The sequence below is a fragment of the Sphingomonas kyeonggiensis genome, from assembly GCF_014204495.1.
GTDB lineage: Bacteria > Pseudomonadota > Alphaproteobacteria > Sphingomonadales > Sphingomonadaceae > Sphingomonas > Sphingomonas kyeonggiensis_A.
This window is the reverse complement of record NZ_JACHLN010000001.1, coordinates 1,406,189-1,430,257: the sequence shown is the minus strand read 5'-3', so window position 1 is coordinate 1,430,257 and position 24,069 is coordinate 1,406,189. Positions and strand designations below refer to the sequence as shown.

Below are 24,069 nucleotides of genomic sequence, written 5' to 3'. Positions count from 1 at the left end.
GGACGTTCCGTTCGCGAAACAGGAGTTCGTCGCGTGAAGAAGCCGCTCAGCATCGCCTTGCTCGTCGCGCTGGGGGCCTGCGCTCCCACCTATCGTCCCCAGCCGATCGATGTGACCCGCTATCATCTGGGCGCACCGCTGGAGCGCACCACGGTGGCGGTCGAGCCGATGGCCAATACCGATACGTTCGGGCCCGAATACCAGGCCTATTCGGACGCGGTGCGCGCCGAGCTGGAGCGGCTGGGCTATGTCCAGTCGGTGAGCAGCACGCCCTCGGGCTATATCGCCGCGGTCGCCTTCCGCCGCACGAGCAAGGGCGCCTTCAAGGAGCCGCCGCCCGTCACCATCGGCGTCGGCGGCGGCAGCTATAGCGGCGGGCGCCGCGGCGGCGTAGGCGTTGGCGGCGATGTCGGATTCGGCATCGGCGGCAAGGTGCGCGAGCTCTACCAGACCGAGCTGTGGGTGCAGCTGCGCCGGCGCAGCGACAACACCACCGTGTGGGAAGGCCGCGCCCAGAGCGGCAGCGTGAGCGGCACCGATCCCGACCAGCCGGCGGTTGCGGCCGCCCGCATGGCCCGGGCATTGTTCAAGGACTTCCCCGGCGAGTCCGGCATCACTATCACGGTGAAATGACCATCCAGATCAATTCCGGCTTCGATTCCGGCAACATCCGCCTCGTCGGCATCGAGGGCGACCGCGTCGACCTCGAGATCGTCACCGATCACCTGTCCGACTTCTACCAGTGGTTCCATTTCCGCGTGGCGGGCGCGAAGGGGCGCAAGCTCACCTTCCGCCTGCTGAACGCAGGGAATGCGGCCTATGCGTTTGGCTGGCCGGGCTACAAGGCACGCTGGTCGACCGACCGCGAGGCGTGGCGCACCGCCGATTCGTCCTATGCCGACGGCGTGCTGACCTTCACCAAGCAGATCGACACCGATCTCGTCTGGTTCGCCTATTTCGCGCCCTATTCGATGGAACGCCACCACGACCTGGTCAGCCGCATGGCGCTGATGCCCGGCGTGTCGCACCGCGAGCTCGGCAAGACGCTCGACGGCCAGCCGATGGACCTGCTGACGCTGGGCACCGGCCCCAAGACCGTGTGGCTCTATGCTCGCCAGCATCCGGGCGAGACCATGGCCGAGTGGTGGATGGAAGGGGCGCTCGAGTTCCTGACCGATCCGACCAACCCGACCGCGCTCGCCCTGCGCGAAAAGGCCGTGTTCCACATCGTGCCGAACATGAACCCGGACGGCTCGCGCCGCGGCCATCTGCGCACCAACGCGGCGGGCATCAACCTCAACCGCGAATGGCATGCGCCGACGATGGAGAAGAGCCCCGAGGTGTTCCTCGTCAAGACGGCGATGGACGAGACCGGCGTCGACTTCGCGATGGACATCCATGGCGACGAGGCGATCCCGGCCAACTTCCTGGCCGGCTATGAAGGCATCGCGTCCTGGACCGACGAACATGGCGAGAAATTCTACGAATATGCCCGCCGCCTCGCCAGGCAGACCCCCGATTTCCAGCTCGACCTGGGCTATGAGAAGTCGGCGCCGGGCCAGGCCAATCTCTCGATGTCGACCAACCAGCTCGCCGAGCGCTTCGGCGCGGTCTCGATGACGCTGGAGATGCCGTTCAAGGACCATGAAGTGAACGCGGATCCCGAGTTCGCCTGGTCGCCGGCGCGCTGCAAGACGCTGGCGCATTCGTGCCTTGAGACTTTGGCAGGATTTATCGACGAGATCTGAGCCCAAGGAAAACAACAAGGGGGAGCAGGAAATGGAAATCCGCGAGGACGGGCTCGACGATTCGCGAGTCCGCGGGCTGCTGGAGCAGCATTTCGCCGGCATGCTGGCCAATTCGCCCAAGGACAGCTGCCATTTCCTCGACCTCTCCGGCCTCGCCGCGCCCGACGTGACCTTCTGGACGGTGTGGGACGGCGGGGACCTGCTCGGCTGCGGGGCGCTGCGTCAGCTCGATTCGGAGCATGGCGAGATCAAGTCGATGCGCACCGCTTCCGAGCATCTGCGCCGCGGCACCGGCGCCAAGCTGGTCGGGCACATCCTGGGCACGGCGCGCTCGCGCGGATACAAAAGGGTGAGCCTGGAGACCGGATCGGGCGAGGCGTTCGACGCCGCCCATGCGCTCTACCGCCAGTTCGGCTTCACCGAATGCGGCCCCTTCGGCGACTATCGCGAGGATCCGTTCAGCCGGTTCCTGTCGCGGGTGGTGTAAGCAAGACCGCCATATCCCAACGCAGTACCCCGGCGAAAGCCGGGGCCCAGGGTTTCTCTACCGTATCGCTTGTGACCCTGGGCCCCGGCTTTCGCCGGGGTACTGAACGGTCTGCGATCAGTGCATCACCAGCTGCATCACCGGCAGGGCCGGGGTGATGTACGAGCGGCGTTCGGCTTCGATCGCCTCGACATGGGCCAGGCGGTTGTGGAGCGCGCTGGGATCGGGGAGCAGCGAGACCTTGGCGGCGGCAACCGCGGCGCTGCGGCGCGGGCGGGCCGGCGGCATGGCGCGGCGCGCATCCTCGGCCATCACGGCGAAGCGGGGCTGCTCGGTGGCGATCTCGACCAGCGCCTTGGTAGCGCGCTTGGTGATCTGGCGGATGCGCTCCTTGGTGACGCCGGTGTCGTTCGAAATCTCATCGAGCGTGGCGGTCTCGAAGATGCGGCGCTCGACGATCTCGCGGTCGCGCTGCAGCTTGGCCTCGAGCTTCTCCATCTCGACCGGATCGACCGTCTTGAACGGGCCCGAGCGGCGGACCGGGGCGTCGGCGCCCTTGGCGCGGGGGCGGCGGCGGAGCGCCTCGACACCCACCTTGCGGAGCTGGTCGACATAGGCGTCGATCAGATCGGAAACCGCGCCCTCGGCGAGATAGTCCGACGCGCCGGCCTCGGTGCGGCCCAATGCGTCCTCGTCCTCGATCATCGCCTCGGGCGAGATCTCGTCACCGTCAGGCGAGGTTGCAAGGGCGGAGAGCGAAATCGTCGTGGCCTCGACCTTCTTCGCCGAGGGGCGCTGGTCGGTCATCAGGCGGAAGCGCAGGCTCTGCAGCTCGCCGCGGATCTGCCAGTTCACGAAAGTGGTGAACTGCGCCTTGGTGGGGTCGTAGCTCTCGATCGCGCGGTGCACGGCGATGGCGCAGCACTGCTCGGCATCTTCCCAATGGGCGGTCAGGCCGTACTGGCGGACGAAGTGGCGGATGCGCGGGGCGATCAGCTTGAGGATCTGGGCGAAGGCACGATCGACATAGACGCGCTGGCGGTTGGTCTGCGGCGCATCCTTGGGAGTGTTCTCAAGGACGGTGGCAACGGCGGCTTCAAGCGCGATCGTGGTCTTCGACATGGTCTGCAATCCCCTGCTTCTGCAACCGTTCGGCTGCTGTCGTGAGGGGTTTATGAACGGCGACTCGGACGCCGAATATTCGGCGGGAACCCTTATGGTAGTCGCACCTTACGGATGAATCCTAGTTGCTGCTGGAGGCATTTCGTTAACCATCCGGGGCGACTCGCCGGTTTCCTTAGATATCGCCGGGTCCGTCGCTGTTTGACTGTCGCGCTACTTGCCGGCGCGGCGCGATCCCGTGCCAGGCGAGCAGCACTGGCTCGAGCACCGCGAAGCCGATCAGCACCCCGGCGAGTCGCATCAGGGCCGGGCCGATCTCGGCATCGGCATAGCTGTCCGGCACCAGCACGATGAGAATCGCCAGCGCGAACTGGGTGCCGACATAGCGATGGGCATGGTCGCCATTCTCGAGATGCTTGCCGATCACCACGCCGATCACGGTGCCGAGGACCAGCAGGGGCGCCGATCCGTGCGCGACGAACAGGAAGAGCGCGGCGAGCGCGGCACCGGCCAGGCAGCCGAGGAAGCGCTGCACCAGCCGGCGGCTGACCGGCAGCAGCCCGCTCGCCCCGATCGAATCGGCGGGGACCAGCATCACCGCCATGATCCCGATCGCCGCCTGGGACAGCGCCGGGACATGCAGCCAGGCGGACAGGCCGACGAGCAGCGCCAGCGCCGTCGCCCCCTGGAGCGCATGCCGCGCGGCTTCGGGATGCCAGCCGAGCCCGGCGGGGCGCGGCGCGGGCGTTGCCGGCCAGCGCCGGCGCAGGGTGAGCGTCGAGGCGAGGCTGACCGCGACACAGGCGAGCGTGCCCGCCACCGTCTCCAGCACCCGGGTCTCGACGAAGCTGGCGAGCGCGACATGCGGATGGGCGAGCTTGTCGAGCACGACCATCGCGAAGGTGAGCCCGAAGAACAGCCAGGCATAGGAGCGCCTGGCGGTGATGGCGGCATAGAGCGCGCCGCCGCCGACGAGGAACAGGGCCGCGGCCGCCGCCGGCCACCAGCCGAGGAACGGCGCGGCGGCGAGCGCGAGCAGGCCGCCCGCGCCGGTGCCGGTGATGCGCAGCAGCCCGCGCACCAACGTCTCGCCGGCATGGCCGCGCATCACCATGTAGCCGGCAAAGGCCGCCCAATAGACGTTCGCGGCGCCCAGCCAGTGCGCCACCGCGATCGCCAGCAGCACCGAGGCGACGACTTCCACCTCGTCGATCGTGCGGGACGTGATGCGGTCCAGCAGCTTGGGGCGGGGTGGCTTCACCTCTCCCAAATCCCGACTCGATCAGCGGTGCGGATCAAAGGATCGACCTTTCGGTGCTCGGTTCCCCGGCGAAAGCCGGGGCCCAGGGCCACAAGCGGCTCGGAAGAGAAACCCTGGGCCCCGGCTTTCGCCGAGGAACAGCGAAGGAAAGCGCGGAAATCCCGCCGCTCAGGCGAACACCTCTTCGAGGAAGTTGGTCATCGCCTGCCAGCTGCGCCGGTCCGCCTTCGGCTCATAGACCACGCCGGGCACGGTCGAGGTCTTGCGATCCTGGTCGGTAAAGGCGTGGCCGGCATGGCCATAGGCGTGGATCTGCCAGTCGGCGCCCGATTCGGTCAGCTCCTGCGCCAGCGCCACGGTCTTCTCGGGCGGCGCGATCGGGTCTTCCCAGCCATGGCAGACCAGCAGCTTCGCCTTGATCGGCGAGACCGTGAAATAGTCCGGCTGGTCATAGACGCCGTGGAAGGAGACGCCGCCGAGGATCGGCAGCCCGCTGCGCGCCATGTCGAGCACGCATTTGCCGCCGAAGCAGAAGCCGATCGCCGCCAGCTTGCCGGGATCGACATTGCCGAAGCTGGCCAGCGCCTCGAGCGATGCCTCCAGCCGGTCGCGCAGCAGCGCGCGATCGGCATTGAGCTGGTTCATGTAGATGCCGGCATCGGGGCCGTGCTGCGTCCGCTTGCCCTGGCCATAGACGTCGGCCGCCAGCGCGACATAGCCGAGCTTGGCGAGATTCTCGGCATGGACGTTGTCGGCTTCCTTCTGGCCGAGCACGTTCGGCAGCACGAGCACGCCGGGGCGCGCCGTTGTCACTTCGTCCTCATAGGCGATCACGCCTTCGAACGGGCCGCCGGAGCCTTGATACACCAGAGTTTGCCGAACGATCGCCATCTTGCGACTCCCTTGCGCTTGTCCCTGTCGCTGCTGCCGCTAAGAGCGCCCTCAACCGGTTGCAAGGAGTTCCCCGATGCCCACGCTTGTCCTGATCCGCCACGGCCAGTCGGCCTGGAACCTCGAGAACCGCTTCACCGGCTGGTGGGACGTCGACCTGACCGAGCAGGGCGTCGCCGAGGCGACCGCCGCCGGCGTGCTGATGAAGGAGAAGGGGCTCGACTTCGACCTGTGCTTCACCAGCTTCCAGAGCCGCGCGATCAAGACGCTGCACCTCGCCCTGGAAGCGATGGGCCGGCTGTGGCTGCCCGAGGAGAAGAGCTGGAAGCTCAACGAGCGCCATTATGGCGGCCTGACCGGGCTCAACAAGGCCGAGACCGCGGCCAAGCATGGCGATGAGCAGGTGAAGATCTGGCGCCGCAGCTTCGACGTGCCGCCGCCGCTGCCGGAGGAAGGCTCGCCCTGGGACCTCGCCAAGGACGAGCGCTATCACGGCGTGCCGATCCCGCAGACCGAATCGCTCAAGGACACGATCGCGCGCGTGCTGCCCTATTGGGAAGAAACGATCGCGCCGGAGCTGAAGGCCGGCAAGCGCGTGCTGATCGCGGCACACGGCAATTCGCTGCGCGCGCTGGTGAAGCACCTGTCGGGCATTCCCGACGAGGAGATCGTCAGCCTCGAGATCCCGACCGGCGCGCCGATCGTCTATGAGCTGGACGACCAGCTGAACGCGGTGGATCGCTATTATCTGAGCGAGCGGTGATCGATCTTGAGCCCCTCCCCCTCGGGGGAGGGGTTTGGGGTGGGGCAGAGTCTCATGGAGACCTGTGCTTGCGGAGAGTCCCCCTCCCCAACCCCTCCCCTGAAGGAGAGGGGCTTTAAGTATGTTGCCCTCCCCGGCCCTTCGCTCTAGTCAGCGCGCTTCCAACAGCTTGGGGCAAGACGTGGCACCTCTGGTCGGCATCATCATGGGCAGCACCTCCGATTGGGAGACGATGCACCACGCCGCCAAAGTGCTCGAGAAGCTCGGCGTGGCGCACGAGACCAAGGTGGTCAGCGCGCACCGCACCCCGCAGCGGCTCTATGACTACGCCACCGGCGCGGCCGATCGCGGGCTCAAGGTGATCATCGCCGGCGCCGGCGGCGCGGCGCACCTGCCGGGCATGGCCGCTTCGATGACGCACCTGCCGGTGCTCGGCGTGCCGGTCGAATCCAAGGCGCTGAAGGGCATGGACAGCCTGCTCTCGATTGCCCAGATGCCCGGCGGCATCCCCGTCGGCACGCTGGCGATTGGCAAGGCGGGCGCGATCAATGCCGGCCTGCTCGCCGCGGCGATCCTGGCGACGTCGGACGAGGCGCTGAGCGAGCGCCTCCAGGCGTGGCGCGCGGCGCAGACCGAGAGCGTGGCGATCGACCCCGAATGACCGCGCCCCTGCCCCCCGGCTCGACCATCGGCATCCTGGGCGGCGGCCAGCTCGGCCGCATGCTCGCGGTCGCCGCAGCCCAGCTCGGCTATCGTACCCATGTGCTGGCGCCCGACGAGGAGAGCGTCGCCGCGCAGACCGCGTCCAGCTACACCCGCGCCGATTATCACAGCCGCATCGTCCTCGATGAGCTCGCCGCCCAGTGCGACGTGATCACCTATGAGTTCGAGAATATCGCGGTCGGCCCGGTCGAGTTCCTCGCCGGCAAGGTGCCGGTGCGCCCCGGTGCGCAGAGCCTGTCGATCGCGCAGGACCGCGCGCGGGAAAAGGCGTTCGTCGCCGCGCTCGGCGGCCGCACCGCGCCCTGGGCGCTGGTCGAGACGCGCGAGCAGCTCGAGGCGGCGATCGCCGAGATCGGCGCACCCTCGATCCTGAAGACGCTGCGGCTCGGCTATGACGGCAAGGGCCAGGTGCGCATCCGCGACGTCGCCGAGGCGGCGAGCGCCTGGGAAGAGATCGGCGAGCGTCCGGCGATCCTCGAGGGCTTCGTCACCTTCAGCCACGAATTCTCGATCATCACGGTGCGCGGCGTCGATGGCTCGCTGGCGAGCTATCCACCGCCCTGGAACGAGCACAAGGACGGCATCCTCGACAAGTCGACCGTGCCCGCTCCCGCCGAGATCGCCCGCCACTGGACCGAAGCGGCGACGCTGGCCGGCCGCGTCGCCGAGGCGCTGGGCCATGTCGGCGTGCTGACGCTCGAATTCTTCGCGACCGACGAAGGCCCCGTGTTCAACGAGATGGCGCCGCGCGTGCACAACTCCGGGCACTGGACGATCGAAGGCGCCGAATGCTCGCAGTTCGAGAACCATATCCGCGCGATCTGCGGCCTGCCGCTCGGCTCGACCGGACTTACCGGTACCGCGATCGAGATGGAGAACCTGATCGGCGAGGACGCCCATCGCTGGGCCGAGCTGCTCGCCGAGCCGGGCACGCATTTGCACCTCTACGGCAAGGGCGATGTGCGCCCGGGGCGCAAGATGGGGCATGTCACGCGGGTGAAGCGGGGCTGAGGCCCTCGCTCTGCTGATCCCCGGCGAAAGCCGGGGTCCAGGGCCACAAGCGACACTGCAGAGAAACCCTGGGCCCCGGCTTTCGCCGGGGAACCATTAATGGGCTGCTGCCGCCTTCTTCTTCGGTACCAGGTGCAGCAGCCCGGCGATCACCGCGCCGACGATCAGCCCGCAGATGCCCGCGCCGATCGCGCCGACCAGCCACTCCACGAAACCCTGGGCGAAGGGCACGGCATGGCCGGCGACTTCGGCGATGTGATGGACGAAGTGCGGGATCGCGCCGAGGTGGAATACCTCGAGCCCGTGCAGCAGGATGCCGCCGCCAACCCAGACCATCGCGGCGACACCGATATGCGACAGCGCGGTGAGCAGCACCGGCATCGCCTTGACCAGCCCGGCACCAAGCTGGCGCGCGCCGGCCGACGGCTTGCGGCTGAGGTGCAGGCCGATGTCATCCATCTTCACGATCAGCGCGACCACGCCGTAGACGCCGACGGTGATCGCCACCGCCACCGCCGCCAGCGCCGCCGCGCGCATCGGCAGCGAGGCGTCGGGCAGCTCGGCCAGCGCGATCGCCATGATCTCGGCCGAGAGGATGAAATCGGTGCGGACCGCGCCGCTGACCTGGCGCTTCTCGAGCTCCTCCGGGCTGGCGATCTCGGCGACTTCCTCTTCGGCATGATGGCCGGCCAGCGCCTCGATGATCTTCTCGGCCGCCTCGAAGCAGAGGTACGATCCGCCGAGCATCAGCAGCGGGGTGACCGCCCAGGGCGCGAAGGCGCTGAGCAGCAGCGCGACCGGCAGGATGAAGAGCAGCTTGTTGCGCAGCGAGCCGAGCGTGATCTTCCAGATGATCGGCAGCTCGCGGTCCGGGGTGAGGCCGACGACGTAGCGCGGGGTGACCGCGGCATCGTCGATCACCACGCCCGCCGCCTTGGTGCCCGCGCGGCCCGCGGCGCCCGCGACATCGTCGAGCGAGGCCGCCGCCAGCTTGGCTATCGCCGCCACGTCATCCAGCAATGCGACCAGACCGCCCGCCATGTCATCCCCTTTTGTGAACCCGGGTTCAGCCCATAGCGGAGTGCGTGGCCTATGAAAGCCCCTCCCCTGAAGGGGAGGGCTTGAGAAGCCCAAAAGCAAGGCGCCCGCCCCGCGGGTGCGGGACGGGCGCCTCGTTTTGCCTTGCGGCCGCGTGCTTAGGCGCGCGAGCCGGTGAGCGGGAAAGCGCCGAACGCGCCGGCAGTGACGGTGCCGGTGATCGTATCGCCGTCCACGGTCGCTTCGCCGGTCAGCGTCATCGGCATGGGAACCGAGACGTCCATCGACCAGGTCAGGGTGTCACCGCTCACCTTGCCGTCCTTGGCTTCGGCATTGCCCATCGCGCCCGCGAAGGTGCCGGTGAAGGTATCGCCGTTGCTGGTCACGGTGAACACCGCCGCCTGGTCACCGAGCGGCGACTTCACGACCGTGTTCCAGCTGCCATCCACATTCGCCATGAGAGCTCTCCTGATTAGTTGCCCGCCGGCTTGGTGCTCGCCAGCGACGCTGCCGGAACCACCTCGACGGGGAGGCCGATGCTGTCAAGCTGCGGCCGGACCTTGGAAGCGTCGCCCACGACCACGTAGACGAACTTGTTCGGGTCGAGAGCCGCGCGTGCCGCAGCGTCAAGCTGCGGAATGGTGAGCGCGCGATATTTTTGCGCGATGGTGCTGAAATAGTCGTCCGGACGGCGCCGGATGTCGTTCTGCTGCATCGCGTTGAGCACCGCGTCCGAGGTTTCGAAGCGGCCGGGCAGTTCGCGAGTCGAGCCATTGACTTCGCGGGTCAGCTCCTCGGGCGTGACGCCCTTGGTGGTGAGGAAGTCCTTCACCTGCTGCTGGATCGCCTTGATCGAATCGCCCGTCTTGTCGGCCTGGACCGGGGCGCTGATCGTGTAGGGGACCGCGTGCTCCATGAAGTTGAAGCCGCCGCCGGCGCCGTAGGACCAGTGCTTGGCCTCGCGCAGGTCCATGTTGATGCGCGACAGGAAGCCCGAGCCGAGCGCCTGGTTGGCCGTCGCCACCGCGAGCGTGTCGGCGAAGGGATCGACCGGGGTGAGCTGCGCCGCGACGATCAGCGACTGGGGCGAGTTCGGCCGGTCGATCAGGATGATCTTGGGCGTCACCGCCTGGCTGGCGGCGGCGAACGCCTTGGTGCCCGCCGGGCCATCGACCTTCCAGCCGCCGAAGCGTGCCTCGAGCGCCGCCTTGATCTCGGCGAGCGGACGATCGCTGACGACGAAGATCTTGGCCTTGTCCGGGCGGATCCACGCCTTGTGCCAGGCGACGAGGTCGTCACGGGTGATCGTCTTGACCACGGCCGGGTCGCCCGAGCCGGCGCCCAGCTTCGCATAGGGGCTGGCGGCCGGGTAGAGCACACGCGGCGTCATGCGGCTGGCGAGGCTCTGCGGCGTGGTCAGCTCCTGGGCGATGCCGGTGAGCGACTGGCCGCGCACGCGCTCCAGCTCGGCCGGGGCGAAGGCCGGGTGCTCGACGACATCGGCGAACAGATCGAGCGCGCCCGCCAGGTTCGGGCTCGGCGCATCGACGCTGAGATAGGTGCGGTCCGCCGAGCTGCCCGAGCTGATGCCCGCGCCGAGGCGCTCACGCGCTTCGGCCAGCGCCGTCGAATCGAGGCTGGTGGTACCCTCGTCCATCATGTTGAGCGTCAGGCGCTGGGTGCCCAGCTTCTCCGACGGATCGGCGGCAACGCCCGCGTCGAAGCTCATCTCGACCTGGGTGACCGGCACCGCGGTGCGGTTCGCGTAGATCAGCTCGATGCCGTTCGAGAGCTTGGTGCGCTCCACCTTCGGGAAGACGAGGTCGCCGATCGGCGACACCGCCGGCAGCGCACCGCGCGTGCCCTTGACCGGCTCGGCCTTGGCGCCTTCCGCAGCCGGCTTGGCGGCGACGGCGGTCGCTTCCTGATAGGCCTCGCGCTGGCCGGGCACGACCATCACGGTGAGCGCCGGGCGGTTGAGCCACTTGTTCGCCGCCGCCTTCACTTCGGCCGGCGTGACCTTCGCGGTCGCCTCCAGCTCCTTCTTGAAGAACAGCGGATCGTTCGAATAGAGCTCGCCCGAAGCCAGCGCCACGGCCTTGCCGCCGAAGCCGCCGACCGATTCCAGCCCCGAGATGCGGCCCGAGACCTTGGTGGTGGCGACGCGGGTCACTTCGTCCGCGGTCGGGCCGCTCTTGAGCAGATCGGCGAGGATCTCGTCGAGCCGCTTGGAGACCACCGCCGGATCGACGCCGGGCTTCACCACGGCCTGGACCGTGAAGATGCCGAGCTGCGCCATCGACTGGATGCCGGACGAGACCTGCACCGCGGTCTTGTCCTTGCGGACCAGCTCATTGTCGAGCCGCGAGCTGGCGAGGCCGCCGAGCACCGAGGCGAAGACGCTGAGCGGCACCGCATCCTTGTCGTTGAGGCCGGGCACCGCCCAGCTGCGCAGGATCAGCGTGGCGGCCACGCTGTCCTTGATCGTAACCGTCTTGGCCGCAGGCAGCGTCGGCACGGTCACCTTGGGCAGCACGCTCTTGGGGCCGGCCGGGATCGCCCCGAAATACTTCTCGACGAGCGGCTTGGCTTCCTTCGCGTCGATATCGCCGGCGAGCACCAGGATCGCGTTGTTCGGGCCGTAGTGCGAGCGGAACCAGTTCTTGACGTCGTCGAGGCTGGCGGCATCGAGATCGGCCATCGAGCCGATGACGTTATGGCCATAGGGGGTGGTGCCGAGCAGTTCCTCGAGCACCTTGTAATAGACCAGGCCGTAAGGCTGGTTGTCGCCCTGACGCTTCTCGTTCTGGACGACGCCGCGCTGCTCGTCGAGCACGTCCTGGGTGATCGCGCCGAGCAGATAGCCCATGCGGTCGCTCTCGAGGAACAGCGCGCGATCGAGCGCCGGGCGCGGCACGGTCTCGAAATAATTGGTGCGATCGAAGCTGGTGGTGCCGTTGAAATCGGTGGCGCCGACCTGCTTGAGCGGCTCGAAGAAATCGCCGGGGGCGTTTTCCGAGCCGTTGAACATCAGATGCTCGAACAGATGGGCGAAACCGGTCTTGCCCGCGGGCTCATGCTTCGAGCCGACATCGTACCAGGTCGAGACCGCGACGATCGGCGCCTTGCGATCGGTGTGGACGAGCACGCGCAGGCCGTTCTTGAGCGTGAAGCTCTCATACGGGATGTCGACCTTCTTCACGAGCTCGGCGACCGGCACCGGCTTGGCCTCAGCCTTGGCCGGCGCGGCGGCGGGTGCCTGCTGCGCAGCGGCCGGCATCGCGGCGCCGATCGCCAGCGCACAGCTGGCCGCGCTGCAAAGCATCAGGAACGATTTCATCTGTCTTGATTCCCCCGAACGGTCTGGATGGGGTCGAGCATAACGCGGTGTATGACCTCCGCAAGTCAGTTGCGCCGCCTTTCATTTCCTCTAGCCTGCGGAAAAATCGCGCCATTCCGGGAGTATCCATGCGCCTGAAGCCCCTTATCGCCGCGCTGTCGCTCGGCCTCGCGCCCGCTGTCGCCTGGGCGCAAAGCGAGCCGGTGTTCAGCCCGGACGAAGTGCGCGCGCATGTCGAGTTCCTGGCCGACGACCTGCTCGGCGGACGCGACAACGGCACCGAAGGCTTCGACATCGCGGCGCGCTATGTCTCCAGCCGCTTCGACGCGATGGGCTTCAAGCCGGGCGGCACCCAGGGCTGGTACCAGCCGGTCAACATCGCGGACTATGTGCTCGATGCCGAGAAACCGGCCTCGGCGACGATCGGCACGAAGAAATTCGCGGGTGGCGAGGACGTGCTGTTCGGGCCGAGCCCGCTTTATGGCGACGAAACCCAGACCCTCACCGCCGACGCCGTGTTCGTCGGCCATGGCCGCGAAGAGGATTATGCCGGGCTCGACGTGACCGGCAAGTTCGTGGTCACGTTGCTCGGCAACCCACCGGGCGCGGCACCGGGCAAGATCGACAAGCCGGGCATCGCCGGCAAGCACGGCGCGCTCGGCATGATCTACCTGGTCACACCGGAGAATCTGAAGGGCGCATTCCCCTGGGCGCAGGCGATCAGCTATTTCCAGATGCCGCAGAGCAACTGGCTCGACGCCAGGGGCTTTCCCAAGGGCGAGGATCCGGGGCTCAAGATCGGCGCCTATGTGAAGGGCCTCGCCGCGGATGCGCTGTTCAAGGGCGCGCCGACCAGCGCGGCGCAGCTCTATGCAACGCTCGCCAAGCCGGATGCGGCGCCGGCAAGCTTCGCGCTCAAGCAGAAGGTCACGCTGCAGCGGACCAGCGTCGTCACGCTGAAGAAGAGCAACAACGTGATCGGCATCCTGCCGGGATCGGACCCTAAGCTCGCCAATGAATATGTCGTGCTCTCCGCGCATCTCGACCACGAGGGCACCCAGCTCGACGTGGAAGGCGAGGACAAGATCTTCAACGGCGCAATGGACAATGCCGCCGGCGTCGCCTCGATGCTGGAAGCCGCCCGCGCCTTCACCCAGAGCGGCAAACGGCCGCGCCGCTCGATCCTGTTCGTCGCGCTGACCGCCGAGGAGGATGGACTGATCGGCTCCGAATATCTTGCCCGCTATCCGGTGGTCGGCAGCGGCAAGGTGGTGGCCGACGTCAATCTCGACATGCCGATCCTGCTCTACGACTTCCAGGACGTGGTCGCCTTCGGCGCCGAGCATTCGACGCTGGGCCCGATCGTCGAGCGCGCGGCGGCGAAGATGGGCGTGACGCTGTCGCCCGATCCGATGCCCGAGGAGCAGCTGTTCCTGCGCTCGGATCACTACAGCTTCGTCAAGGCGGGCGTGCCCTCGGTGTTCCTCGTCACCGGCTTCAAGAACGGCGGCGAGAAGGCGTTCCGCGACTTCCTGAAGACCAACTACCACAAGGTGAGCGACGATATCCGCCAGCCCTTCGACTGGAAGGCCGGCGCCAAGTTCGCGAAGATCAACTACCTGATCGCGCGCGAGATCGCCGATGCCGACCAGGAACCGCGCTGGTATGTCGGCAACAGCTTCGGCGAGCGCTTCGCCAAGGATGCGCCCAAGGCGCCGCGGCCCGCAGGTGCGCCGGCTGCAGCCCCGGCACGGTCGCCGGCGGTGATCACCATCCCGGTGCCCGCGCCGAAGAAGAACTGATCCGCTCGGGATCACAGCATTTCTGTTCCCCGGCGAAAGCCGGGGCCCAGGGTCACAAGCGACACGGCAGAGAAACCCTGGGCCCCGGCTTTCGCCGGGGAGCGAATTGGATCTGACGAAACCCCGGAACGGAAAAGGCCGGAGCTTTCGCCCCGGCCCTTCCCTTCCCTCCCTGCTGTCCGGGAGAGAGAAGCCGCCTAGAACCCGGCCTTCAGCGTCACGAAGAACTGCTGCGGCGCGCCGACCATCAGCGTCATGTTGTCGCCCGAATTGCCGAAGCCGTTCGTGCCGATCGTCGAGATGTACTTCTTGTCGAACAGGTTGGTGGCGTTCGCCTGGATCTCGAGCTGGCGGCCGGCCAGGTCGAACTTGTAGCCGAGCGTGGCATCGACCACGACGCGGCCCTCGACCGACTGGTCGTTGGTGTAGGTGAAGTAGCGCTTGCTCATATAGTTGGCGCCGACCCGGGCATTGAAGCCGCCCAGGTCATAGGTCAGCTCGCCCTTGAGCAGGTGCTTCGGGGCATCGACCACGGTCTTGCCCTTGGTCGCGGCGAGCAGCGTGCCGGCGGCGTTGCGGACATCGTCGCGATAGGTCGAGTCATTGTAGCTGTACGACACGAAAGCGCCGAAGCCGCTGCCCAGGCGCAGATCGCCGGTCGCCTCGAAGCCGAGCGAGCGGACGTCGCCGACATTCTGCAGCGTCACCGGATTGCCGACGATGCCGGCGCCGGTGGTCACGCCGAGCAGGCGGTTGCGGAAGTTGACATAATAGCCGGCTAGCGAGCCGGTGAACGGGCCCGAGCGCAGGCGGCCGCCCAGCTCATAGGTATCCGACTGTTCGGGCTTGAGCTTGGTCGAGCCCGAGAGCAGCGCGTTGAAGCCGGCCTGGGTGGTGGCGAACGGGCCGGTAGTGGCCGAGGCGGTGAAGGCGCGGGTCACCTGGCTGAAGCCGCCGAACAGCTCGGCGCCGCTGCCGAGGCGGAAGTTGAAGCCCGCGGTCGGCTGGAACCAGTCGGTCACCTTGATCTCGCCCGAGGCGAGGCTGCCGGCGACGTTCGGATCGGCCTGGTTCTTCACGCTGAAGCCCTTCCAGCCCAGGTTCAGCGTCAGCGCGCCGAGCGTCAGCTTGTCCTGGACATAATATTGGAAGGTGTCGGTGGTGTAGTCATAGTCCCACTGGGTCGCGAACGGGTTCGACTGGAAGTCGAGGCTGTCGCGGGTCACTTCGGTGCGGCTGCTCAGCGCGTAGAAGCGGCGGGCCTGCTGGAAGGCGTTGTTCTCGTACCAGGCGCCGACGGTCAGCGCGTTGTTGCCGCCGATCTCGCCGGTGAGGTGGCCGAACACGCCCTTGCGGTCCATGTCATATTCGGTGGTGCGGATCGAGATCGGCGAAGCGCCGGCACCCGGGCTCGGGACGTACGGCGTGTACCACAGGCCCTGGCCGTGATTGTTGTGGTAATAGCCCTTGAGCGCGAAGTTCAGCCCGCCGGTATCGCCCTCGACCCCGAACGAACCCAGCCAGTCGCGGCGCAGGCCGGCGGCATCGAAATAGGCATCGTCGACCGAGGTGATCGGCGCCGGATAGACGGTGCCGGCGGCCGCGTTCGACACGGGGGCGCCGGTGTCGCCGCGATTGTTGGCGATGTCGGCGATGCGCACCGCCAGGGCATAGTTGTTCGAGATATTGTCCCAGTCATAGCCGAGGCGCTGGATCATGCCGAGCGACAGGTCCTGATAGTCGTTCTCGCGGCGATCCGAGTAGCTGATCGTGCCGACCAGGCGGATGCCGGCCGCCACCGGGGCGACGATCTTGCCGTTGGCCTGGTTGGTGCGCTGCGAACCCCAGCCCTTCCACTTGTCCATGTCCGAATAGACATAGGAGGCATAGGCCTTCACGCCGCCGCCCAGGTCGCCGCTCTCGATACGGCCGAACAGGCGCACCGTGTTCTCGCTGCCATAGGTCCCCTCGGCGTGGAGGCCGAAGCTGTTCGACGGATCGCGCGAGAAGAACTCCAGCGTGCCGCCGAGATTGTTGGTCGCCTGGGTGCCGATCGAGCCGGCGCCCTGCGAGACGCGCACTTCGCCGACATTCTCGCTGCTGATTGCACGGCTGATGTGCAGGCCGTTGACATTGCCGTAGCTGGCGTCGCCGAGCGGGATGCCGTCGAGCGTGAAGCCGAGCTGGTTCTGGTTGAAGCCGCGGATCGAGACGCGCTGCGCCCATTCATAGGCGCCGAACGGATCCGCGGACTGGAAGTTGACGCTGGGCAGCTTCTCGATCGCCTTGAGCGGGCTGGTGCCGGCCGCGAGCTCGGCGATGTCGCTCGCCGAGATCTGCTGGACCTGGCGGGTTTCGCCGCGCCCGATCACGACGATCTGGCCCTCTTCACCGCCCTCGTCGGCGGCCGAGGCCGGCGCGACCGGCTGGACGTCCTGCGCCATCGCCGTGCCGGAAATCAGAATCGAAGTACCGGCGAGCAGCCAGATTGCAGCCTTGCGCATGCATGTTTCCCTGAAAATATTGGCAGGGCCCCAATGACCCGCTGCAGGGGCGCTAGGGATTGTGCGTTGCAACATCGGGTAGCCCGCATGTCATTTGCGCGACGGTGCGGTGACAGGTTTCAGACAAGCAACAAAGCCCAGCGCACGCCGTGACTTGGCGGGGGCGGCTGTGTCACTACATGTTACGACTAGCGCAGGAAGCGCCCCTTGTGTTGCATCTTTGCAACACTATCTCGCGGGGCAGGAACCAACAGGGACGAGCATGAACCTCGAGAAATTCACCGACCGCGCCAAGGGCTTCCTCCAGTCGGCGCAGACCGTTGCGATCCGGATGAGCCATCAGCGGATCTCGCCGGAGCATATCCTGAAGGCGCTGCTCGAAGACGAGCAGGGCATGGCCAGCGGCTTGATCAACGCCGCCGGCGGCGACGCGAAGCGTGCACTGAGCGAGACCGACCTGGCGCTGTCGAAGATCCCCGCCGTATCGGGCGGCGGCGCGCAGCAGACGCCGGGGCTCGACAACGACACGGTGCGGGTGCTCGACCAGGCCGAGCAGATCGCCCAGAAGGCCGGCGACAGCTTCGTCACGGTCGAGCGGCTGCTCGTAGCACTGGCGCTGTCGCTGAACACCGCGGCGGGCAAGGCGCTGCAGGCGGCCGGTGCACGCCCCGAGGCGCTCAACGCCGCGATCAACCAGCTGCGCGGCGGCCGGACCGCCGACACCGCTGGCGCCGAGGACCGCTATGACGCGCTCAAGAAGTTCGCGCGCGACCTGACCGAGGCGGCGCGGGCCGGCAAGCTCGATCCGGTGATCGGCCGCGACGAGGAGATCCGCCGCACCATCCAGATCCTGGCGCGCCGCACCAAGAACAATCCGGTGCTGATCGGCGAGCCAGGCGTCGGCAAGACCGCGATCGCGGAAGGCCTCGCCCTGCGCATCGCCAATGGCGACGTGCCCGATACGCTCAAGGACCGTGCGCTCATGTCGCTCGACATGGGCTCGCTGATCGCCGGCGCGAAGTATCGCGGCGAGTTCGAGGAGCGACTCAAGGGCGTCCTCGACGAGGTCAAGGCCGCGGAAGGGCATATCATCCTGTTCATCGACGAGATGCACACGCTGATCGGCGCGGGCAAGACCGAGGGCGCGATGGATGCGGGCAACCTGCTCAAGCCGGCGCTCGCGCGCGGCGAACTGCACTGCATCGGCGCGACCACGCTCGACGAGTATCGGAAATATGTCGAGAAGGACCCCGCGCTGCAGCGGCGCTTCCAGCCGGTGTTCGTCGGCGAGCCGACGGTCGAGGATACCATCTCGATCCTGCGCGGGATCAAGGAGAAGTACGACCTGCACCATGGCGTGCGGATCAGCGACGGCGCGATCGTCGCGGCGGCGACGCTGTCGAACCGCTACATCACCGACCGCTTCCTGCCCGACAAGGCGATCGACTTGATGGACGAGGCGGCTTCGCGCATCCGCATGGAAGTCGAGTCCAAGCCCGAGGAGATCGAGAACCTCGATCGCCGGATCATGCAGCTCGAGATCGAGCGCGAGGCGCTGAAGAAGGAGAGCGATGCCGCGTCCAGGGACCGGCTCGCCTCGCTCGAGAGCGAACTCGCGAACCTCAAGCAGCAGTCGGCCGAGCTGACCACCCGCTGGCAGGGGGAAAAGGACAAGATCAACGCCGAGGCCCAGATCAAGGCGCAGATCGATGCCGCGCGCGGGGAGCTCGACCAGGCGCAGCGCGCGGGCGACCTCGCGAAGATGGCCGAGCTCAGCTACGGCGCGATCCCTGCGCTGGAGAAGCAGCTCGCGGAGGCCCGGAACACTAGCCGCGGCGCGATGCTGCGCGAGGAAGTGACCGCCGAGGACATCGCCGCGGTGGTCGCGCGCTGGACGGGCATCCCGGTCGACAAGATGATGGAAGGCGAGCGCGAGAAGCTCCTCAACATGGAGGAGCAGCTCGGCAAGCGCGTCATCGGCCAGGCCGATGCGGTGAAGGCCGTGTCGACCGCGGTGCGCCGTTCGCGTGCCGGCCTGCAGGACCCGAACCGGCCGCTGGGCAGCTTCCTGTTCCTCGGCCCGACGGGCGTCGGCAAGACCGAGCTGACCAAGGCGCTCGCCGAATTCCTGTTCGACGATCCCAACGCGATGGTGCGCATCGACATGAGCGAGTTCATGGAGAAGCACGCGGTCGCACGGCTGATCGGCGCCCCTCCCGGCTATGTCGGCTATGAGGAAGGCGGCGTGCTGACCGAGGCGGTCCGGCGGCGGCCCTATCAGGTCGTGCTGTTCGACGAGGTCGAGAAGGCGCATGGCGACGTGTTCAACGTCCTGCTGCAGGTGCTCGACGACGGGCGCCTGACCGACGGCCAGGGCCGCACGGTCGACTTCTCGAACACGATCGTGATCCTGACCTCGAACCTGGGCAGCCAGTTCCTCACCAATCTCGGCGAGGGGCAGTCGGTCGACAGTGTCGAGCCGCAGGTGATGGAGATCGTCCGCGCGCATTTCCGCCCGGAGTTCCTCAACCGGCTGGACGAGATCATCCTGTTCCACCGGCTGGCGGCCGAGCACATGGCGCCGATCGTCGACATCCAGGTGAACCGCGTCGCGAAGCTGCTCAAGGATCGCAAGATCGGGCTGGACCTGACCGATGCCGCCCGCGCCTGGCTGGGTCGGGTGGGCTATGATCCGGTCTATGGCGCGCGGCCGCTCAAGCGGGCCGTGCAGCGCTACCTCCAGGATCCGCTGGCCGACATGATCCTGCGCGGTGACGTGAAGGACGGATCGACGGTGAAGATCGACGAAGGCGACGGAGCGCTGGCGCTGTCGGTCGCCTGACCTTCCGCCGTTCCGGCGCGTGCCGGGGCGGCGCGCATCGCCAATATCGCAGGCAAAAGAAAGGGGCGGCTCCCGAAGGAGCCGCCCCGATTTTTTGCCGTCAGGTGGACTTAGAAGTTCACCCGGACGCCGGCCTTCAGATAGCGGCCGAGGATGCCCTGACCACCCTGAACCGGGTTGTAGTTGTTGGCACCATAGGTGACCGGATCGATCGGAGGCATGCGGTCGAAGACGTTGTTCATGACACCGTAGATCGAGAACTTGTCGTTGACCTTGTAGCGCACGCTCATGTCGAAGGTGACGTAGCTGCTGACGTCGCACGGCGTGATGCCGAGGCTCGATCCGCAGTCCTTATAGTCGTCGCCCTGGTCCATCGCGGACAGGTTGTACCCGCCGAAATAGTTGACAGTGCCGTTCAGCTGCAGGCTGCCGAAGTCGAACGTGGTCAGCCAGCTGCCATGCCACTTCGGGGTGCCCGAACCCGCCGTCAGGTTGAAGTTGCCGAGCGTGCCGTCATAGCGCTCCTCGTGGCCCGCCACGATCGTCGACAGCTTCAGGATGTAGCTGGCTTCGAGCGAGGTCGAGATACGGAAGCCCTCGGTGACCTTGACGTCGGCGCTGGCGGTGAAGTCCAGGCCTTCCGAGTTGATGGTGTCGGCGTTGATCAGGGTCGATTCGATGAACGCGACACGCGGCTTGGCGGTCGGATTGTTGATGTCCGGCGCGTCCGCGATCACGCGGATCGTCGGATCGATCGCGGTGCCGGCATAGTAAGCCTGCAGCGCCGAGCCGGTATCCGGCGAGGTGATCGCACCGGTCTTCTTGATGTTGTAGTAGTCGACCGTGAACGAGATGCCGCGCATCGGCTCGAAGATCGCGCCGGCGGTGAAGCTGCGCGACTTTTCAGGCTTCAGGTTCGGGCTGGCCAGCGTGGTCAGACCGTAGCTCTGCTTCACATAGGCCGGGCAGCCTGCTGCGAAGTTGGCGACGGTGCAGGCCGCGCCGTACTGGGCCAGATAGGCGTTGGTGAACGCGCTCGACGACGGCGTGACATAGCCAGTGGTCGGGAGAGCGTTGGCTTCGCCGAACGACGGGATACGGAAGCCGCGCGAGTAGGTGCCGCGCAGCACCAGCTGCTTGATCGGGGTGACCTTCAGGCCGACCTTCGGCGAGAAGGCGTCCTGGCCGCTCGAGTAACGGTCATAGCGACCCGAAGCGTTCAGGCCGATCCATTCGGTGATCGGCGCATCGAGTTCGGCGAAGGCCGAGCTGATGGTACGATTACCGCTGGTGCCGAAGGCGTTCAGCGTGAAGTAGCGCTGGGTCGGGCCGTTGATGTCCGAGTTGCCCGAGGGAGCATCGACGCCCTCGTAGCGGATCGAGCCACCGACACCGATCTGCAGCGGGCCACCCGGAAGGTCGACCACGGCAGCGCTCAGGCTCGCCTGGAACTGGAACTGCTCCGAGCTGGCGTTCACGACGTTGACCGGGGTCAGATAGTCGCGGACCGACTGCGGCGTCGCCGACGGGTTGCGGAAGTTGTAGGTGCCGTCCGCGATCACATCGAGCAGGTGCTGGATGTAGACATAGCCGTCCTGCGTGCGACGCAGGTCGGTGTGCATCGCCGTCGCACCGACATTGAAGGTGATGTTGTCGGAGAGGTTGCCGGTGATGCCGAGAGCGCCACGATACGCACGGTTGCGGGTCGCGTTATAGGTGACCTCGCTGGTGTCCATGCCGATCAGGCGAGCGACCTGACCAGCCGCCGCGAACGGGTTGTTCGGGTTCAGCGTGCCATTGGCCGCGGTGCAGCCCGGAACCGTCGGGACGCCGTTGACCATCGTTGCCGAAGCGCCGTTGGCGCGCGGGCAGACATAGACCGGAAGCGCCAGGATGCCCGAGCCGGCCGCGCGCGGCGGAACGGTGTTCGAGCTGGTCGAGAAGGTCGGACCGTAGATGCCGGTCGGCGCAGTGCCGTAGATGGTCGCCGGGAAGCCGGTGTAGTCCACGCTGCTCTGCATGAAGTTGACTTCGGCATACGCCTCGATCGTGTCGCCCAGGCGAGCGGTCACGCGGCCCGAAACGCCGAAGCGCTCGATGTTCGGCGTGATGGTGCCCCACAGGTTGGTCGCGTCATACTGACAGACCGACGACGGCGAGGTCGCGGTCTGCTGCGCGGCCGTCAGGTTGACCAGCGTGCCGATGCCGCAACCGCTCAGGTTCTGGTAGCGGCTGCCTGCCGGCGTGGTGGTGTTGGTGATGTCGTACGGGCGGACCATGAAGTTCGCGCCGGTGCTGAGCACCACCTGGCCGGTCGACGGGCTGATGTTGTTGCGAACCGCAGTACCACCGCAGTGACCTTCGAAGCAGATGCCGGTCTGGTCGTCCGAGTTGTACGGATAGGCGCGATCCTTGTTCATCAGCGCTTCGGACTTGTACCAGAAGCCCGAGAGATAGGCGTTGTAGCCGTCCTCATCGAGATCGCCGGTGCCGGCCGAGGCCGTCAGACGATAGCTCGGAGCATCGCCACGATCGGAAATGCCTGCTTCGGCGCGTGCGCTGAAGCCCTTCACTTCCTTCTTGGTGATGATGTTGACCACGCCCGCGATCGCGTCTGCGCCGTAGGTCGACGACGCGCCGTCGCGCAGCACTTCGATGCGCTCGATGATGTCGTCGGGAATGGTGTTCAGGTCGACGAAGTTACGCGAACCGTCGTCGGCGAGCGGGTAGTAAGCCGCGCGCAGGCCGTCGAACAGCACGAGGGTCGAGTTGGTCGAAAGGCCGCGCAGCGACACGGCCGATGCGCCGGCCGCGAACGCGCCGTTAGCCGAGAAGCTGTTGGTCAGCGCCGGGCCGTTGTTCGAAGCGAGCGACTGGATGGCGTCCTGCACCGTCGAGATGCCGCGCTTGTCGAGATTCTCGGCGGTCACGACGGTGACCGGCGACGGGGTCGCTGCACCGGCGGCGCTCTGGAACATCGAGCCGGTGACGACGATCGTGCCTTCGTCCTGGCTGCTGTTGTCCTGAGTGGCCGGGACGGTCGTCGACGGCGTCGGCGTCGGCGTGGTCTGGGCAAAAGCCGGCGTAGCCGCCGTCGCGCCCGCGAGTACGAGCGCAAACAGCGCCGTGCTACCGCGCAGGGTGATCTGCGAGTTCTTCATGATGATCCCTCTGTTGTCCGGCTGTTTTACAGCCGGATTGTCTCCCCGCTTCACCATCCATTCGTGTGCAACTCACGTGTCGGGATGGCGAAGCTTGAACGGATCGTGAATGTGGACCCCCTCCCTGTAAACTGGGAAGGCCATGCTGCGCGCGCTTTCAACAAACCTGTAGCCAAAATGCCACAACAACGGGCAGAATATTGCGCAACAACCTCGTTTTGTGTTGCTTTATGTTGCAGCGCGACACATTCGCGCCTCAATCGATAACAGGCATCGACCCCGCGACAAGCAGCGGATCGATCCGCGCGTCACGCCACTTGAGACTCCAGTGGAGGTGCGGCCCCGTCGCGCGCCCAGTCATCCCCACGGCGCCGATGGGCTGGCCCCGACGGACATGCTCGCCCAGCTTCACGTCGATTCTCGACAAGTGCATGAAGGCGCTGTTGAGCCCCGCGCCATGATCGATCATCAGCAAATTCCCCTCCAATGTGAAGGGCTTGGCGGCAGCAAGGATGACCACGCCATCGGCCGGCGCGAGCACCACCGTGCCGGTAGGCCGGGCGATGTCGATCCCGGAATGATAGGACCCCGGCTCACCGCGATAGATACGCTGCGAGCCGAACAGCGTGGAGATGCGTCCAACCGCCGGCCAGAAGAAGGGCATCTGCCGCCAGCCGGTCGCATCGGTCTGCATTTTCCGCGCCGCATTGATCTGCGCGAGTTCGGCCGGGCGCACCCGCTCGAACTCCGGGCGCGGCACCGGATATTTCGGAAGTGTATCCAAACGTGAAATATCCCAGGCACGCGGCGCGATCGCCAGCACCTGGCGCTGCTGGCTGCCGTCGCCCATCGTCGCCACCAGCGTCGCGCTCGGGCCATGGTCGCGATCAAAGGCGATCAGGAACTTGCGATCCGGCGTTACCGGCACCGGCTCCCCGTCGAGCGTGAGCATGCTGGCGCCCTTGGGCGCGGTGCCGATCACGGCGCCGCCCTGGATCAGCTGGCCCTGGAAGATGAAGGGCCCGGCGACATTGGGAGCGGCGGGAATCGGCGCGGCGATCGCCTCCGCGACCGGGGAGCCCGGCAGGGCAGGAAGCTGGGCACTGCCGAGCAGCACGAAGCCCAGAACGGCGGCGGGCAGTCGCGCGGCGAGCCCCATCAGCCGTGCATCGCCTGCATCGCCAGCGCGGCGGAGGCATAGGGCTCCTGCCGGGCGACGCTCCAGTAGCGCAGCATCTGCAGCGGCACCTTCTCGCCGCTGACCGCGCAGACGACGTGATCGCCCGGGGTCAGCACGCGAAAGCCATTGGCCATGAAGTGGAGGCGGGCCGCGCGGGCGACGGGGTTCGACATCAGCATGGGCGCGGCATCCTCGA

The 24,069-nt window shown here is 67.0% G+C and carries 18 protein-coding genes; 8 read left to right on the top strand and 10 right to left on the bottom strand.

The window, feature by feature from the left end; translation table 11 throughout:
* Positions 1 to 33 precede the first annotated feature (33 nt).
* The 3 genes from HNP52_RS07000 to HNP52_RS06990 are packed head-to-tail and all read left to right on the top strand — an operon-like array spanning position 34 to position 2,235.
* Positions 34 to 633 carry a DUF4136 domain-containing protein gene (locus tag HNP52_RS07000; RefSeq protein ID WP_269573011.1) on the top strand — a complete coding sequence of 200 codons (600 nt, stop codon included), beginning with the start codon at positions 34 to 36 and terminating at the stop codon, positions 631 to 633.
* Entirely contained in the window at positions 630 to 1,748 is a 1,119-nt protein-coding gene (locus HNP52_RS06995; RefSeq protein ID WP_184164323.1) for a carboxypeptidase family protein, read from the top strand. The genes HNP52_RS07000 and HNP52_RS06995 overlap by 4 nt, the downstream gene beginning before the upstream one ends.
* Before the next feature lie 31 nt (positions 1,749 to 1,779).
* A complete protein-coding gene (locus HNP52_RS06990) occupies positions 1,780 to 2,235 on the top strand; it encodes a GNAT family N-acetyltransferase (protein ID WP_184164320.1) in 456 nt (151 codons plus the stop codon).
* 117 nt (positions 2,236 to 2,352) lie between these two features.
* Here HNP52_RS06990 and HNP52_RS06985 read toward each other — a convergent pair whose 3' ends face one another.
* From HNP52_RS06985 to HNP52_RS06975, 3 genes are all read right to left on the bottom strand, one after another.
* A complete protein-coding gene (locus HNP52_RS06985; RefSeq protein ID WP_184164316.1) occupies positions 2,353 to 3,357 on the bottom strand; it encodes a sigma-70 family RNA polymerase sigma factor in 1,005 nt (334 codons plus the stop codon).
* 175 nt (positions 3,358 to 3,532) lie between these two features.
* Positions 3,533 to 4,618: an FUSC family protein gene (locus tag HNP52_RS06980; RefSeq protein ID WP_184164313.1), complete on the bottom strand. Its 1,086-nt coding sequence runs from the start codon at positions 4,616 to 4,618 to the stop codon at positions 3,533 to 3,535.
* Positions 4,619 to 4,786: 168 nt separating this feature from the next.
* The gene (locus HNP52_RS06975) at positions 4,787 to 5,509 is read right to left on the bottom strand and encodes a dienelactone hydrolase family protein (protein WP_184164311.1); all 723 of its coding nucleotides are present in this window, start codon (positions 5,507 to 5,509) and stop codon (positions 4,787 to 4,789) included.
* A gap of 76 nt (positions 5,510 to 5,585) precedes the next feature.
* Between HNP52_RS06975 and gpmA the strand changes: the two genes are divergently transcribed.
* The 3 genes from gpmA to HNP52_RS06960 all read left to right on the top strand — a co-directional run bounded on the left by gpmA (position 5,586) and on the right by HNP52_RS06960 (position 8,006).
* The gene (gene gpmA / locus HNP52_RS06970) at positions 5,586 to 6,272 is read left to right on the top strand and encodes a 2,3-diphosphoglycerate-dependent phosphoglycerate mutase (protein ID WP_184164308.1); all 687 of its coding nucleotides are present in this window, start codon (positions 5,586 to 5,588) and stop codon (positions 6,270 to 6,272) included.
* 205 nt (positions 6,273 to 6,477) lie between these two features.
* The gene (purE, locus tag HNP52_RS06965; RefSeq protein WP_184165150.1) at positions 6,478 to 6,933 is read left to right on the top strand and encodes a 5-(carboxyamino)imidazole ribonucleotide mutase; all 456 of its coding nucleotides are present in this window, start codon (positions 6,478 to 6,480) and stop codon (positions 6,931 to 6,933) included.
* A complete protein-coding gene (locus tag HNP52_RS06960; protein WP_184164305.1) occupies positions 6,930 to 8,006 on the top strand; it encodes a 5-(carboxyamino)imidazole ribonucleotide synthase in 1,077 nt (358 codons plus the stop codon). The genes purE and HNP52_RS06960 overlap by 4 nt, the downstream gene beginning before the upstream one ends.
* A 96-nt stretch (positions 8,007 to 8,102) precedes the next feature.
* Here the strand turns inward: HNP52_RS06960 and HNP52_RS06955 are convergent, their stop codons facing one another.
* The 3 genes from HNP52_RS06955 to HNP52_RS06945 all read right to left on the bottom strand — a co-directional run bounded on the left by HNP52_RS06955 (position 8,103) and on the right by HNP52_RS06945 (position 12,384).
* A complete protein-coding gene (locus HNP52_RS06955) occupies positions 8,103 to 9,047 on the bottom strand; it encodes a DUF808 domain-containing protein (RefSeq protein WP_184164302.1) in 945 nt (314 codons plus the stop codon).
* 155 nt (positions 9,048 to 9,202) lie between these two features.
* Positions 9,203 to 9,502: a hypothetical protein gene (locus tag HNP52_RS06950; protein WP_184164300.1), complete on the bottom strand. Its 300-nt coding sequence runs from the start codon at positions 9,500 to 9,502 to the stop codon at positions 9,203 to 9,205.
* A gap of 14 nt (positions 9,503 to 9,516) precedes the next feature.
* Complete coding sequence (locus HNP52_RS06945) at positions 9,517 to 12,384, bottom strand: pitrilysin family protein (protein ID WP_184164297.1); 2,868 nt, start codon at positions 12,382 to 12,384, stop codon at positions 9,517 to 9,519.
* Positions 12,385 to 12,512: 128 nt separating this feature from the next.
* Between HNP52_RS06945 and HNP52_RS06940 the strand changes: the two genes are divergently transcribed.
* Positions 12,513 to 14,186 (top strand): M20/M25/M40 family metallo-hydrolase, encoded by a 1,674-nt coding sequence (locus HNP52_RS06940; protein WP_184164294.1) that lies wholly within the window; start codon positions 12,513 to 12,515, stop codon positions 14,184 to 14,186.
* A gap of 197 nt (positions 14,187 to 14,383) precedes the next feature.
* Here HNP52_RS06940 and HNP52_RS06935 read toward each other — a convergent pair whose 3' ends face one another.
* The gene (locus tag HNP52_RS06935; protein ID WP_184164291.1) at positions 14,384 to 16,690 is read right to left on the bottom strand and encodes a TonB-dependent receptor; all 2,307 of its coding nucleotides are present in this window, start codon (positions 16,688 to 16,690) and stop codon (positions 14,384 to 14,386) included.
* 262 nt (positions 16,691 to 16,952) lie between these two features.
* On the opposite strand from HNP52_RS06935, the gene clpB reads away from it, so the two are divergent.
* Positions 16,953 to 19,532, top strand: coding sequence for an ATP-dependent chaperone ClpB (gene clpB, locus HNP52_RS06930; protein ID WP_184164288.1), 2,580 nt, complete (start codon positions 16,953 to 16,955; stop codon positions 19,530 to 19,532).
* Positions 19,533 to 19,642: 110 nt separating this feature from the next.
* Here clpB and HNP52_RS06925 read toward each other — a convergent pair whose 3' ends face one another.
* The 3 genes from HNP52_RS06925 to HNP52_RS06915 all read right to left on the bottom strand — a co-directional run bounded on the left by HNP52_RS06925 (position 19,643) and on the right by HNP52_RS06915 (position 24,052).
* On the bottom strand, positions 19,643 to 22,693 hold the full coding sequence (locus HNP52_RS06925; protein ID WP_184164285.1) for a TonB-dependent receptor domain-containing protein: 3,051 nt from the start codon (positions 22,691 to 22,693) through the stop codon (positions 19,643 to 19,645).
* Between the two features lie 256 nt (positions 22,694 to 22,949).
* Positions 22,950 to 23,852, bottom strand: coding sequence for a M23 family metallopeptidase (locus tag HNP52_RS06920; protein ID WP_184164283.1), 903 nt, complete (start codon positions 23,850 to 23,852; stop codon positions 22,950 to 22,952).
* The gene (locus HNP52_RS06915; RefSeq protein WP_184164280.1) at positions 23,852 to 24,052 is read right to left on the bottom strand and encodes a DUF2093 domain-containing protein; all 201 of its coding nucleotides are present in this window, start codon (positions 24,050 to 24,052) and stop codon (positions 23,852 to 23,854) included. Before HNP52_RS06915 ends, HNP52_RS06920 begins: the two co-directional genes overlap by 1 nt.
* Between the last annotated feature and the right edge of the window lie 17 nt (positions 24,053 to 24,069).